Origin of the sequence: Lacticaseibacillus baoqingensis (genome assembly GCF_003946165.1) — a bacterium.
Lineage (GTDB): Bacteria > Bacillota > Bacilli > Lactobacillales > Lactobacillaceae > Lacticaseibacillus > Lacticaseibacillus baoqingensis.
The window spans coordinates 38,674-51,147 of the sequence record NZ_RHOI01000008.1; the positions used below are offsets into that span (position 1 = coordinate 38,674).

Consider the following 12,474-nt stretch of genomic DNA (forward strand, 5'->3'; position numbering starts at 1 on the left):
CATAGATATACATTAACGTTTGGGCTTCAATTCTGCGTACGCCTTGGTCAAGGTCTCGTCAATGCTGACCGTTGGCGAAAGTTTCCCCTGTTCGGCACCATTTTGGAGGTGAATCAAAAATTCAATATTTCCTTCACCGCCTTTGATCGGGCTGAAATCCAAACCTAACACGTTATAGCCGGCTGCTAAACTAAAATCAACGATCATTTTCAATACGGCCCGGTGCACCGCTGGATCACGCACGATCCCTTTTTTCCCAACATTTGCTGGACCAGCCTCAAACTGGGGTTTGATCAAGGCCACAGCATGCCCGTTTGGCTGTAAGATCGCTTTTAAAGGCGGCAAGATCAACTTTAAGGAAATAAACGACACGTCTGTCATGGCAAATTCAACCGGGCCTTGGGTAAAATCTTCAGGCTTGCTGTACCGGAAATTTACTCGTTCCATCACGATCACGCGCGGGTCTTCCCGTAATTTCCATGCCAGCTGATTATAGCCAACATCCAAGGCATAACTTTTCTGGGCGCCATTTTGCAATGCCACATCAGTAAAGCCGCCAGTTGACGCGCCGATATCTAAAACCGTTTTGCCAGTTAAATCAAGATCGAACACCTTCAGTGCTTTAGCTAATTTCAAACCGCCGCGGCTCACATAAGGCATGGTCTTGCCTTTCACATGCAAGATACTGTCAGCGGCGATCTTCACACCAGGCTTGTCCAACCGCTCGTTGTTTTGATCATACACTTCCCCTGCCATGACTGCGCGCTTAGCTTGTTCCCGGGATAAAAACAACCCTTGTTCGACTAACAAGACGTCGATCCGTTCTTTACTCATGCCTTCTCCTTATCGAAATACGTTAAAAATGCCGCTAATTGCGGTGCTGGCCGTGATAACTGCATTAGTGCGGTTTGCGCCAACTGTAATTGTTCCGCCATTGCTGCTTGTGCTTGAGGCAAGCCGAGTAATCCAGGATAAGTGTTTTTGTGTTCACTCACGTCTTTATTCGCCGTCTTGCCTAACTCGGCGCTGGTTTTGGTCACATCATTAATATCATCTTGAATCTGAAACGCGATCCCAAAAGCCGCCGCAAAGCGCTGCAAAGCATCAAGATCAGCCGCTGAAATGGCAGCCAAGATGGCGCCTAAATGCACCGCTGCTTCGATCAAAGCGCCGGTTTTCAAGGCATGTAACTGTTTCAGTTGGGCCAGGGTAAGGTGTTGGCCTTCACCTTGCATATCCAATACTTGCCCGCCAACCATGCCATTGGCGCCGACTGCTTGAGCAAATACCTGCAAACACGCTTGCAATTGCGCCGGCGAAGTTTGCGTTTGCCCCAGCAGCTCAAAAGCGGCACTTTGCAACCCATCACCAGCCAAGATCGCGAGTGCTTCGCCAAATTGCTTATGGCTGGTGGGATGCCCGCGGCGCAGATCATCATTATCCATCGCCGGCAGGTCATCATGGATCAAGGAATATGTATGCAAGCACTCGATCCCTGCTGCAGCCGGCAACGCTTGCGCCACCTCACCGCCAAAAGTATCGACCACCGCTAACAGCAACAGCGGCCGCAAGCGCTTGCCGCCTGCCATCAGCGAATACCGCATCGCCTTGGCCAAAGCTGGCACCAACAAATCTTGCAGGTACGCCTCCAAGGTGGCTTTGATTTGTGGCAGATAGGCCTGTGTCCGGGGATCAAGCATCATGATCTTGGTCAAATAATTGCGTTTGACCATCCTCTGTGACCATAGTCGTCACCGCTTGTTCGGCATCTTTGAGCGTCTTTTCAAGCTTTTGACTCAACTGGACGCCAGTTTTGAACTGCTTTAATGCTTCTTCCAAAGGCACATCACCTTGTTCTAACCGGGTAACGATTTTTTCAAGTTGTGCGAGATTTTCTTCAAAAGTTGGTTCAGCCATCTTCATGCTTCCTTTCCAATACGCGCACGGGCACTTGCCCGTCTGCCAAGTGCACCTGTACCTCATCACCAGGGTGATAATCTGCTTGCCGCTTCAGCATTTCCCCGGCGTCATCGGTGACAAACGCATAGCCGCGGCCAAGGATCTTTAATGGGCTCAAATGGTCCAACCCTTCTGCTGCTGCAGCCAGTGCCTGCCGCTTTTGCGCAATGGTTGCCGTCGTTGCATGCAGCAAACGTTGATGCGCATTCACAACTGCTTGCTGGCTGGCGGCCAAGCGCAGCTGTAAGCGGTTCGGGGTCAGTCCAGTCGCACATAGGGATAAACGGTGTGCAAGTGTTTGCACTTGCATTTGCATGGCCTGTTGCAATCGAGTTTTCAAGCGATCGACGGTTTGACTTTGCTGTTCGTAAAGCCGCTCAGGTTGAGTCAAAACGACACTGCCGCTGACGTGTGCCACACGTTCTTGTAAACCTGCCAGTCGCGTTTGCATCGCCACATGCAGCCGAGAGCGGTATTGGCCGATTCCATTCAAAGCATCCACTAAAGTGATCGGCGTCACCAATTCAGCCGCAGCAGTCGGCGTCGCGGCGCGATGATCCGCAATAAAATCAACGATGGTCGTATCTGTTTCGTGTCCCACCGAACTCACCACTGGCATCGGCATTTCCGCCAATGCACGAGCCACTTTTTCTTCATTGAACGGCCACAAGTCTTCGATCGAACCCCCACCGCGACCAATGATCAGCGCATCAAATGGGCCCATTTTGGTGACTTGCTGCATTTGCGCCACTAAAGAATCTGCCGCGGCTTCGCCTTGCACCTGGGCAGGAAACAGGGTCAATTGCAAGCTGGGATAACGCCGCGCAACAGTCGTCATAATATCATGGATCACCGCACCGCTGGGGCTGGTGATCACAGCAACTCGTTTGGGAAACTGGCGCAGGGGCCGCTGATGCTTTTTAAATAAGCCTTCTTGTTCCAATTTCGCCTTGAGTTGCTCATAGGCTTGATAAAAAGCGCCGACTCCATCTGGCTCCATCCGTTCGATGACGATCTGGTATTGCCCAGAAGCCGAATACATCGTCACTCGCCCAACGACTAAAACCTTCATGCCTTCTTCCGGCTTAAACTTCAACTTTGAAAACGCCGCTTTAAACATCACGGCACTGATTTTCGCATGGTCATCTTTCAGCGAAAAATATTGGTGCCCTGGCCGCAAGCGGAAATTCGACAGCTCGCCGGTCAAATAGACCCGGCCTAAATAAGGATCTTGATCAAACTTACGCTTTAAATAAGCCGTCAATGCGGTCACACTGAGGTACTCATTGTTGCTCATGCACTCGCCTCTTCGCTATTGCAACGGTTTGGATCATCAAACTGGCGATCGTCATCGGCCCTACACCCCCAGGGACTGGCGTGATCGCGCCAGCAACAGGGGCTACTCCTGCATAGTCAACGTCGCCGACCAACTTGCCAGCGGCATTGCGGTCCATCCCCACGTCAATCACGATGGCGCCAGGTTTGACCATGTCGGCCGTGATCATTTCCGGGCGGCCAGTTGCTACCACCAATAGATCTGCAGCACGGGTTTTTTCAGCTAAGGCTTTGGTGCGGCTGTGCGTCATGGTCACAGTCGCATCATGATTCAACAGCAACGCCGCCATTGGCCGGCCCACGATATTAGAACGTCCGACGATCACCGCATTCATCCCGCTAACATCAATTTGATAATACGCTAATAATGCCATGATACCATAAGGCGTGGATGCCACAACCCCAGGTAAATTCGTCCATAAGCGCCCTACATTGATCGGATGGAAGCCATCCACATCTTTTTCCGGTGAGATCGACTGGATCACCGCTTGCTCGTCGATCCCAGCTGGCAACGGTAATTGTACCAGGATCCCGTCAATTGCCGAATCTGCATTCAAATCTGCGATGCGGCCCAATAGTTCCGCTTGGGTAGTCGTTTTTGGCAATTGGATCTGCAGGGAGCGAATCCCTAGACTTTCTGCTCGACGGTGCTTGTTACGGACATAGATCGCACTAGCAGGGTCATCCCCAACCAAAATTACCGCTAAAGCGGGTGTTACACCTTGCGCTTTCAAAGTGGTTACCGTGTTTTTTAAATCTGTCATCAAGGCATCTGCCGTTTTCTTGCCGTCAAGTACAGTGGTCAAATCAAATCTCCTCCTCGGGGAAAGCCCTGTTATCAATTATGCAATTATACAGTAACAATAATCTAGTATCATCCTATAAATACGAAAAGCCGGTTGCGCAAGGCGCCCCGGCTTAAGGGATCAATTTTGATCCGGTTTGACGAAATGAGCTAAAATCCCATTGATGAATTTTGCTGCTTGCTCGTCGGAATATTTTTTTGCCAATTCAATTGCTTCGTTGATCGCAACTTTGTCAGGCAATGCCTCATATTGGATCTCATACAAGCCTAACCGAAGCATGATCAAGTCTGGTTTGGTTAGCCGCTCCAAGCGCCAACCCGCCTTTAGCTTGCCGCTGATGGCCGCATCCAATTCTGCTTGATGCGCCAACACACCATCTACCAACTCAATCATGTAAGCTGGCGTTTCAATGTCTTGAGGCAATGCATCGGCATAAACCGCCTCGCGGTCAGCTTCGGGGTTAGCATTCAGTGCAAACAATGCTTTGAATGCCGCCTCACGGATCTCGTGTCTGCCTAACATTTAGTCGTCATCCTCGGTTTCGTTATCATCTTTGAACAAATCATTGGGATCAATTTTAGGCGCTTTTTCTGGAACGACACCTACAACATGGACATTGACCGTATCTAACGTCAAGTCAGTCATGTACAGCAACTGTTCACGCAATTGTTCTTGCATCGCTAAAGCTACTTTAGGTACGGCCACGCCATAGTTCAAGTAGACATATACATCTGCTTTAAGCTGATCGCCATCAACGGTCAGTTCGACCCCTTTACCGTGGTTGGCTCGACCAAACCACGCATTGATGGTGCTGGCCAGGCTGCCGCGCATCTGGTAGACCCCATCGACTTGTACCGCAGCGATTCCCAAAATCACTTCTAAAACTTCTGGGACAATCTCAATCGTCCCTTGGGCATCTGTACGGTTAGCAAGTATGATATTTGTTTCTTCAGCCATGTGGCAGCCTCCTTGAAAACTGTTCGTGTTCGTGTCTACAGTAACCTCAACGTCTCTAGGCCCGGGAAATATATGTCCCGTCTTGCGTGTTGATCGTCAACACATCACCTTCATTAACGAAAAATGGTACTTGAACCACCAAGCCCGTCTCCATCGTTGCCGGCTTAGAGCCGCCAGAAGACGTATTGCCGCGGATCCCAGGTTCGGTTGCTTTGACAGCCAGGTTCACCGTGTTCGGTACTTCAACGCCTAATGTCTCTGCACCGTGCATGATGATCTTGACTTCCATGTTTTCCTTCATATACTTCAGTTGCTCACGGATCGAATCGCCTGGCAACGTTAATTGCTCATAGGTTTCCGTATCCATGAAGACGTAAGAATCGCCATCAGCATATAGGTATTGCATGGTCTTGGTGTCGATCTGCGCTTTTTCAACTTTTTCGGTTGAACGGAATGTCTTTTCCTGCACCGCACCAGTGCGCAGATTCTTCAAAGTGGAACGTACGAAGGCAGAACCCTTGCCTGGCTTCACATGTTGAAATTCGACAATGCGCCATAAGTCATGATCGACTTCGATAGTCAAACCATTTTTAAAATCGTTAACAGAAATCATGTGTTTCCTCCATTATTGTCTCGTACAAGATTAACTATATCAAGCAGGTGTGACCCACGCAAGTTAAACCCGCACGCCAAAATTCGTCGGCGGGGCTTGCGACGTCAAGACGATCGGGTCGTCTGCCGTGATCAAAACTGAATTTTCGATACGGACACCTCCAGTGCCTAGCAATACTAGGCGCGCCACGTTGTCAAACATAGACAAAAAAACGCTCCGTCGCCGGAGCGTTCCAAGATTATTCAGCCTTAGCAGCTGGATAAACAGATACTTGCTTCTTGTCGCGACCGAGACGTTCGAACTTAACGACGCCATCAGCCTTAGCAAAAAGAGTATCATCGCCGCCGATACCGACGTTCAGACCCGGATGGATCTTTGTGCCGCGTTGGCGATACAAGATGTTCCCTGCCAATACGGTTTGGCCATCGGCACGCTTAGCACCTAAACGACGACCCGCGGAGTTACGGCCGTTGGAAGTCGAGCCGCCCCCCTTATGGTGAGAGAAGAACTGCAAATTCATCTTTAACATGTGGATACACCTCCGAATGTAGAATTAGGATTGATTAGAAGTTTCGATCTGAACATAATCGCCATACGATTCTGCGATACTCTGCATGGATAACAAAAGGTTTTCCAACAGGATCTGCGCGATGTGCTGGCTTTCACCAGTTTGGGCTTGATCAACTGTGACCACTAAATGACCACCATTGACCTCATCAGCATCGACATCAGGCGCAAAACCAGCAAGGGCTTCGATCCCATTAACGGCACCAATGGAAACGGCAGAAACTGCCGCACAAACGATGTCTTGGCCGTATGCACCAGAATCAGCATGGCCGGTCATGGCAAAACGGACTAAGTTACCCCGCACATCGCGGGTAAAACGTGCTTTGATCATGTATTTTGCCGATTAAGCGTTGATCGCGTCGATGACAACCTTGGTATAAGGTTGGCGGTGACCCTTCTTTTGGTGAGAATGCTTCTTAGGCTTGTACTTGTAGGTAACAACCTTCTTTTCACGGCCTTGCTTCTCAACCTTACCAGTAACGGTTGCGCCGTCGATCGTTGGTGTGCCGATCTTAGCGTCGCCTTCACCTGCGACCAGGATCACCTGATCAAAGGTAACGGTCGCACCTTGTTCTGCATCGAGCTTCTCGACGTAAAGTGCTTCGCCGACTTCAGCTTTGTATTGCTTACCGCCAGTCTTGATAATTGCGTACATCTTGTGCACCTCCTGTTGCCCGTAGGCTAATTCCCCTGAGTACTCGCCAAGTTAGGCGCTATGCTTGGAAACCTAACGTTGTGCGGTTGCAGATGAGGGGTGACAAATACAACGGATTGATTGTATCAAAAAAGCCGCCTCGGTGCAACCATCGACTCTGATTATCGCGATTTCACGCTTGTCGCTGAATATATTGTCAGGTATACTTTTGGCCATGAGGAGGCTCACCATGTTAATCGTACTCATTGATCTTTTGATCTTCCTGATCACTGGCGGCTTATTGATCACGATCATTGCGCGCATCCCCCGACCGCTGAACATTGTCGCTGTGGCCATCGTTGGACTGATTTTGGTCCTCATTGCCGGTAAGTTTTTTACCTGGCACAGTGCGTTTATGATTTTATACTTACTTTGGGTCATTTTAGTTATTGTTGGGCTTTTCGGTCTGCGCTACTACTTAAGACATACGCATTAGTCAGCTGCGGCTGGCTTTTTTTTGCAAAAAAAACGGCCCGAAGAGTTCTCGGGCCCGCCCCTGCCAAGGACTTTTAGTATAAACCAAAACAAAAACGCTAGGCAAGCGCCTAGCGTTAAACTTATCGTTCGAGTTGTGCCACCGCTTGCTCGATCGTGCGGCCCATACCCTGATGTTGCTGGTCGTGGACATCGATCGCGATGAACTGCTGGGTGACTGTGTCTAATTGAATCCGATATTTCATAAAATTACCTCCATTCGATAACATCTGAATGGTCTTCTGGTAGCGATGAGTCTACTATACTATCATTTTGTAAGTTTGTCAAACGCTAATTTGACGGTTTTGTCAAAATAAGTCAGCCTATTTCGGTAACCGGTATCTCTTCAATTAAATAATCACTTCTGTTTGACTGTACTAGTCATTTGTTCCATGTAAACGAAGATTATCACTAAATAACCGTTTTCATTATTGGCACAAGTTGCTAAGCTGTTACAATCAGGCACTACAAAGCCCGTGAACATGCACTTTTTTGCCAAACTTGCGAAATGCCAATAAACGCTTGCTCGCACATCATGCGCAGCGTCTCCTGAAAGATCAAGATTGAGGCCTTTGAGGCCATAATAAAAAGCGCCAGAATGCCCTAATACCAGGCTTTCCAGCGCTTGAATGAAACCAAAAAACGGACTCAAAATGTACCAGGCGAGATTCGAACTCGCGACCGATGGTTTAGAAGACCATTGCTCTATCCAACTGAGCTACTGGTACATTGGGAACCAATTAATTATAAAGAACGGGGTGCACGGTGTCAACGACTGCCCTTGCGCCCCTTGACGATCGCGGCTACACTAAATAAAACGCAACCAAGAAACGAGGTCATCATTTGAAATTAAATCAATTTGCCCGGCTCACTCCTGCCGCTAGCGCTCAGTTCGCCGAGCTAGCCGCGATCGGCTTTGATACCGATGTGAATCATACCTTAGTGGAGTCGGCACAGCGCAACTTACCGCTGCTTTTTCCTGAAGCGCTCACTGCTCAAGCCCGCGCTGATGCCTTAGCGCGCATTGCCATCACGCCGGATCAGACACTGGACCAATGGTTAGCTGCAAAGCCTGTGGTTTGGCCACGCGAGACCTTCTATGCCGTCGCCTTACAATTATTAGGATTTGCACCTAGTGTCAAGGAATTGACGCAAAGTTTGCAAACCATGCACGCGGCTAAATTACCCACGATCGCCGCAGATATCCAAACGACTGCCGACTTTTTGACGGCTTTATACCTATTATTAAATACCCGCACACCGAAGCTGGTCACTTACTTAGACGATTTGGCTAATCGCGGATTTTTTCAAGCACCACAATCAGAAGCACAGCCGCATTATCTCTTTTTTAATGGGAAAAGCCAACCGGTTTTTGACGTGCACCACGTCCATCGCGAAGTGGTCTGGATCGAATCTGATATGGATACCGATCAAGACGGGCAGCGCGACTTATTAGAAGCCACGATCTTCCGCCCTCAAGCCACCGACAGCGGCTTGAAAATGCCTGTATTGTTTACGGCTGATCCCTATTTTCACGGGACCAACCCGGTTGCAGAGGCAACCCATGTGCCAGATTCACAATTGGCCGTGAAAACGGCCAGCCATCAGCTAGCAGACGTGACTTACCATGAAACGCCGCTGCCTTCGCTGCCAAAACGGCCGCAAACTGCTGAAACCACCCACGCAGCTGTTTATGGCAGCGAAAATGGGATCTATGCGTTAAACGACTATTTTCTCGCTCGCGGTTTTGCGACGGTTTATTCTGGTGGCGTTGGCACATTAGGTTCCGATGGGCTGCGCAGTATCGGCGGCCGCAGTGAAACAGCCAGCGCTGTCGCGGTGATCGAGTGGTTGGCCGGCAAGCGCCGCGCATTTACAGATCGCCAAGGCACGACTGCCATTAAAGCCTGGTGGTGCAACGGTAAGATCGCCATGACAGGCAAGTCGTATCTGGGCACATTGGCGATTGCTGCGGCTACCAGCGGCGTTGACGGGTTAAAAACCGTGATCAGCGAATCTGCGATCTCCAGTTGGTACGATTATTATCGCGAAAATGGCCTGGTAGTTGCTCCAGGCGGCTTTCAAGGCGAAGATGCAGACGTGTTAGCGGTCGATACTTTCTCGCGGCTTAAATCTGCAGGCGAAATGATTCACCTAAATACCGCCTGGCAGAAAAGTTTAGCGGCGATCCAAGCCGGTCAAGACCGCGTCACAGGTGATTATAATACGTGGTGGGATGAACGCAATTATCGCAACCAAGTCAAAAATATCCGCTGCGACGTGGTGTGCGTCCATGGCTTAAATGACACCAACGTCAAACCGGCTAACGTGATCAAGCTCTGGCAAGCCATGCGGCCTTTGCCGATCCACAAGAAGCTGTTTTTACATCAAGGGCAGCATGTTTACCTCGATAATGTCCGTTCCCTAGACTTTACGGATATGATGAATTTGTGGCTCAGTTTTGAGCTGCTTGGTGTGGCCAATCATGCCCCGGAACAATTGCCTAACGTCACAGTCCAGGATAATTTGGTGCCTGAAACTTGGCACACTGAAGATGACTTTGACGCTGCGAACCAACCACAACAAAAGCTGAACTTAGCCGCTGAGTTTGCATATTCCCGTGCCAGCTTTGCGGATAATGCCACCGCCACATTTGCACAAGAACAAGACGACTCGGCAAGCTTTGAAAAGGCGATCATTGTGCCAAATAGCGCTTATGCGGATAGTCGGTTATGGCTGACCTTGCCTCACCAAACCCAACCGCTCACGCTGGAAGGTACCCCACACGTCACCTTAAAGTTGTGGATCGACGCCCCTGCTGCGATCTTAAGTGCCCGGCTGATCGATTTAGGCACTGCAAACCGTTTCACCCCTAACGCTTCGCTCGTTTTGCGCAATGGTGATCAGCTGGGTTATGACTTCAAGACCCAAGACATCGTTGAATTTGGACTGGATACACATCCTACCGCCAGCAAGCTGATCAGCTATGGACATCTCAACTTACAAAACCCGACCAATGCGTACACCACAAGACCCATCACGCCAGGCCAACCATTCGTAGTGGATTTTGATTTGCAGCCGACCCATTACTGCTTACCAGCTGATCGCCAGCTGGCATTGGTTATCCATGGCGCGGATATGGCACAAACACTTCGCCCTGTGGCAGTCGTCAATTATCATCTCGACTTGGCAAACAGTCAACTGATCTTGCCATTACACGTATAGTCATCCGTTATCAGCATCAAAAAAGCTCGCCACGATATGGCGAGCTTTTTTTTGAAAAGGAATTAGTAAAGTTCCAAGTACTGATCGCGCTCCCATTCGGAAACACTTTGACGATATGCCGCCCATTCCAAGTTCTTGGAATCCTTGAAGCTCTGGTACAAGTGCTCGCCCAAGGCGCCTTTGATCACAGGATCTTTGCTTAAGTCTTTTAACGCGTTATGCAGCGTAGAAGGCAGATCTTGAATGTGGTTGGCTTTACGTTCGGTATCTTGCATCCGATAGATGTTGCGATCGATGGCATCTTCAGGTGTCAAGCCGTTGCTAACGCCATCCAAGCCGGCTTCAAGGATCGCTGCGATCGCCAAATACGGATTAGCGGTGGGATCGACACTGCGCAATTCCAGCCGAGTAGACAAGCCGCGAGATTGCGGGACCCGGATCAACGGGCTGCGGTTGGTGCCGGACCATGCGATGTAAACTGGCGCTTCAAACCCAGGAACCAACCGCTTGTAGGAATTAACAGTCGGGTTGTTGATCGCAGTCAATCCCCGTGCATGTTCCAACAACCCGGCTAAAAAGTGCATCGCAGTTTCGCTCAATTGGTCGTCGCCAGTTTCAGAGAAGAACGCATTGTTCTTTTCGTCGGTAAATAAGGACATATTGATATGCATCCCGCTGCCGTTGATCCCTTGCAACGGCTTTGGCATAAAGGTCGCATACAACCCATATTTACGGGCGATGGACTTGACCACTAATTTGAAGGTCTGGATATTGTCCGCTGCCGCCAAAGCATCCGCATATTTAAAGTCGATTTCATGTTGGCCAGGAGCCACTTCATGGTGAGAAGCTTCCACTTCAAAGCCCATTTTTTCAAGTTCCAACACAATATCACGCCGGCAATTTTCGCCAAGATCCAGTGGGGCAAAATCAAAATAAGAACCCTTATCGTTCAGTTTGGTCGTCGGTTGACCATTCTCATCCAACTTGAACAAGAAAAATTCTGGTTCAGGACCAATATTGAAGGCTGAAAAACCGGCTTTCTTCATCTTATCGACAACACGGATCAAATTGTTCCGCGGGTCGCCAGCAAATGGCGTCCCGTCTGACTTATGTACTGAACAAATTAAGCGCGCCACTTTCCCATGCTCATTGCCCCATGGGAACAACAACCAGGTGTCGAAATCTGGATACAAGCGCATATCGCTTTCTTCGATACGCACGAATCCATCGATCGATGAACCGTCAAAGGCAATCTTATTAGTCAAGACCTTTTCAAGTTGCGAAACTGGAACTTCAACATTTTTGATGATCCCATTAACATCAGTGAACATTAACCGGAGGAACTTAACGTTTTCTTCTTTGACACTTTGCCGGATCTCTTCGGCGGTGATCGTCTTCTTTGCCATACTAATCGGGCTCCTTTTCAAATAGTGTTACGGCCGGAAACCGAATCCCTGTCGTAGCTTGCTTCCTTGGTTCAAGCGACTCTGGTTCATCAGTTCATCTCTGAGCATCTGCCGCACTTCTTCGTCACTATTAGGCTCACGGTGACGCGGATGCATCAGCTGTTTAATATCAGCGAGGCTGAAGCCGTCAGCCAATTGGCTTTTGATCTCCAAAAGCGTGTCGATATGATTCAACGAATACATCCGGTGATTGCCTGCCGTCCGTTCAGGATGGACCAGATCTTGAGCCTCATAATACCGGATCTGACGCGCGGTGAGGTCTGTCAATTGGATCACTGTACCAATTGGCAAAACACACCTAGTTCTTAAATCGCCGATATCTGGCATAAACAAGGCCCCTTTCATAACAGTGTTCATACTAACAACCGGAATTAAATG

The 12,474-nt window shown here is 49.4% G+C and carries 18 protein-coding genes and 1 tRNA gene; 2 read left to right on the forward strand and 17 right to left on the reverse strand.

All coding sequences use genetic code 11. The annotated features are described in order from the left end of the window. Positions 1-12 precede the first annotated feature (12 nt). The 12 genes from EKM91_RS04775 to rplU form a co-directional block, all read right to left on the reverse strand. Complete coding sequence (locus EKM91_RS04775; protein ID WP_125750565.1) at positions 13-834, reverse strand: TlyA family RNA methyltransferase; 822 nt, start codon at positions 832-834, stop codon at positions 13-15. Next, positions 831-1,700: a polyprenyl synthetase family protein gene (locus EKM91_RS04780; protein WP_125750793.1), complete on the reverse strand. Its 870-nt coding sequence runs from the start codon at positions 1,698-1,700 to the stop codon at positions 831-833. Before EKM91_RS04780 ends, EKM91_RS04775 begins: the two co-directional genes overlap by 4 nt. Beyond that, positions 1,693-1,917 carry an exodeoxyribonuclease VII small subunit gene (locus EKM91_RS04785; protein ID WP_125750568.1) on the reverse strand — a complete coding sequence of 75 codons (225 nt, stop codon included), beginning with the start codon at positions 1,915-1,917 and terminating at the stop codon, positions 1,693-1,695. Before EKM91_RS04785 ends, EKM91_RS04780 begins: the two co-directional genes overlap by 8 nt. After that, positions 1,910-3,256 (reverse strand): exodeoxyribonuclease VII large subunit, encoded by a 1,347-nt coding sequence (xseA, locus tag EKM91_RS04790; RefSeq protein ID WP_125750572.1) that lies wholly within the window; start codon positions 3,254-3,256, stop codon positions 1,910-1,912. Before xseA ends, EKM91_RS04785 begins: the two co-directional genes overlap by 8 nt. Continuing rightward, positions 3,243-4,100 (reverse strand): bifunctional methylenetetrahydrofolate dehydrogenase/methenyltetrahydrofolate cyclohydrolase FolD, encoded by an 858-nt coding sequence (folD, locus tag EKM91_RS04795; RefSeq protein ID WP_125750575.1) that lies wholly within the window; start codon positions 4,098-4,100, stop codon positions 3,243-3,245. The genes xseA and folD overlap by 14 nt, the downstream gene beginning before the upstream one ends. Before the next feature lie 120 nt (positions 4,101-4,220). Continuing rightward, positions 4,221-4,622 carry a transcription antitermination factor NusB gene (gene nusB / locus EKM91_RS04800; protein ID WP_125750578.1) on the reverse strand — a complete coding sequence of 134 codons (402 nt, stop codon included), beginning with the start codon at positions 4,620-4,622 and terminating at the stop codon, positions 4,221-4,223. Next, entirely contained in the window at positions 4,623-5,057 is a 435-nt protein-coding gene (locus EKM91_RS04805) for an Asp23/Gls24 family envelope stress response protein (protein ID WP_125750581.1), read from the reverse strand. Between the two features lie 55 nt (positions 5,058-5,112). Beyond that, a complete protein-coding gene (gene efp / locus EKM91_RS04810) occupies positions 5,113-5,670 on the reverse strand; it encodes an elongation factor P (protein WP_125750584.1) in 558 nt (185 codons plus the stop codon). Positions 5,671-5,733: 63 nt separating this feature from the next. Then, positions 5,734-5,871 (reverse strand): hypothetical protein, encoded by a 138-nt coding sequence (locus EKM91_RS13820; RefSeq protein WP_164508455.1) that lies wholly within the window; start codon positions 5,869-5,871, stop codon positions 5,734-5,736. A 37-nt stretch (positions 5,872-5,908) separates the two neighbouring features. Next, complete coding sequence (gene rpmA, locus EKM91_RS04815; RefSeq protein ID WP_125750587.1) at positions 5,909-6,199, reverse strand: 50S ribosomal protein L27; 291 nt, start codon at positions 6,197-6,199, stop codon at positions 5,909-5,911. 24 nt (positions 6,200-6,223) lie between these two features. Then, positions 6,224-6,568 carry a ribosomal-processing cysteine protease Prp gene (locus EKM91_RS04820; RefSeq protein ID WP_125750590.1) on the reverse strand — a complete coding sequence of 115 codons (345 nt, stop codon included), beginning with the start codon at positions 6,566-6,568 and terminating at the stop codon, positions 6,224-6,226. 12 nt (positions 6,569-6,580) lie between these two features. Next, on the reverse strand, positions 6,581-6,892 hold the full coding sequence (rplU, locus tag EKM91_RS04825) for a 50S ribosomal protein L21 (RefSeq protein WP_125750593.1): 312 nt from the start codon (positions 6,890-6,892) through the stop codon (positions 6,581-6,583). 229 nt (positions 6,893-7,121) lie between these two features. Between rplU and EKM91_RS04830 the strand changes: the two genes are divergently transcribed. Next, entirely contained in the window at positions 7,122-7,367 is a 246-nt protein-coding gene (locus tag EKM91_RS04830) for a hypothetical protein (RefSeq protein WP_125750596.1), read from the forward strand. 121 nt (positions 7,368-7,488) lie between these two features. Here EKM91_RS04830 and EKM91_RS14165 read toward each other — a convergent pair whose 3' ends face one another. From EKM91_RS14165 to EKM91_RS04835, 3 genes are all read right to left on the reverse strand, one after another. Then, positions 7,489-7,611 carry a hypothetical protein gene (locus EKM91_RS14165; protein WP_274379973.1) on the reverse strand — a complete coding sequence of 41 codons (123 nt, stop codon included), beginning with the start codon at positions 7,609-7,611 and terminating at the stop codon, positions 7,489-7,491. 152 nt (positions 7,612-7,763) lie between these two features. Further along, positions 7,764-8,057: a hypothetical protein gene (locus EKM91_RS13825; protein WP_164508456.1), complete on the reverse strand. Its 294-nt coding sequence runs from the start codon at positions 8,055-8,057 to the stop codon at positions 7,764-7,766. 2 nt (positions 8,058-8,059) lie between these two features. Beyond that, positions 8,060-8,133: transfer RNA gene (locus tag EKM91_RS04835), tRNA-Arg, on the reverse strand. Positions 8,134-8,248: 115 nt separating this feature from the next. On the opposite strand from EKM91_RS04835, the gene EKM91_RS04840 reads away from it, so the two are divergent. After that, the gene (locus tag EKM91_RS04840) at positions 8,249-10,630 is read left to right on the forward strand and encodes a Xaa-Pro dipeptidyl-peptidase (RefSeq protein ID WP_125750599.1); all 2,382 of its coding nucleotides are present in this window, start codon (positions 8,249-8,251) and stop codon (positions 10,628-10,630) included. 62 nt (positions 10,631-10,692) lie between these two features. Here EKM91_RS04840 and glnA read toward each other — a convergent pair whose 3' ends face one another. Then, positions 10,693-12,036: a type I glutamate--ammonia ligase gene (glnA, locus tag EKM91_RS04845; protein WP_125750602.1), complete on the reverse strand. Its 1,344-nt coding sequence runs from the start codon at positions 12,034-12,036 to the stop codon at positions 10,693-10,695. Positions 12,037-12,063: 27 nt separating this feature from the next. After that, complete coding sequence (locus EKM91_RS04850) at positions 12,064-12,423, reverse strand: MerR family transcriptional regulator (RefSeq protein ID WP_125750605.1); 360 nt, start codon at positions 12,421-12,423, stop codon at positions 12,064-12,066. Between the last annotated feature and the right edge of the window lie 51 nt (positions 12,424-12,474).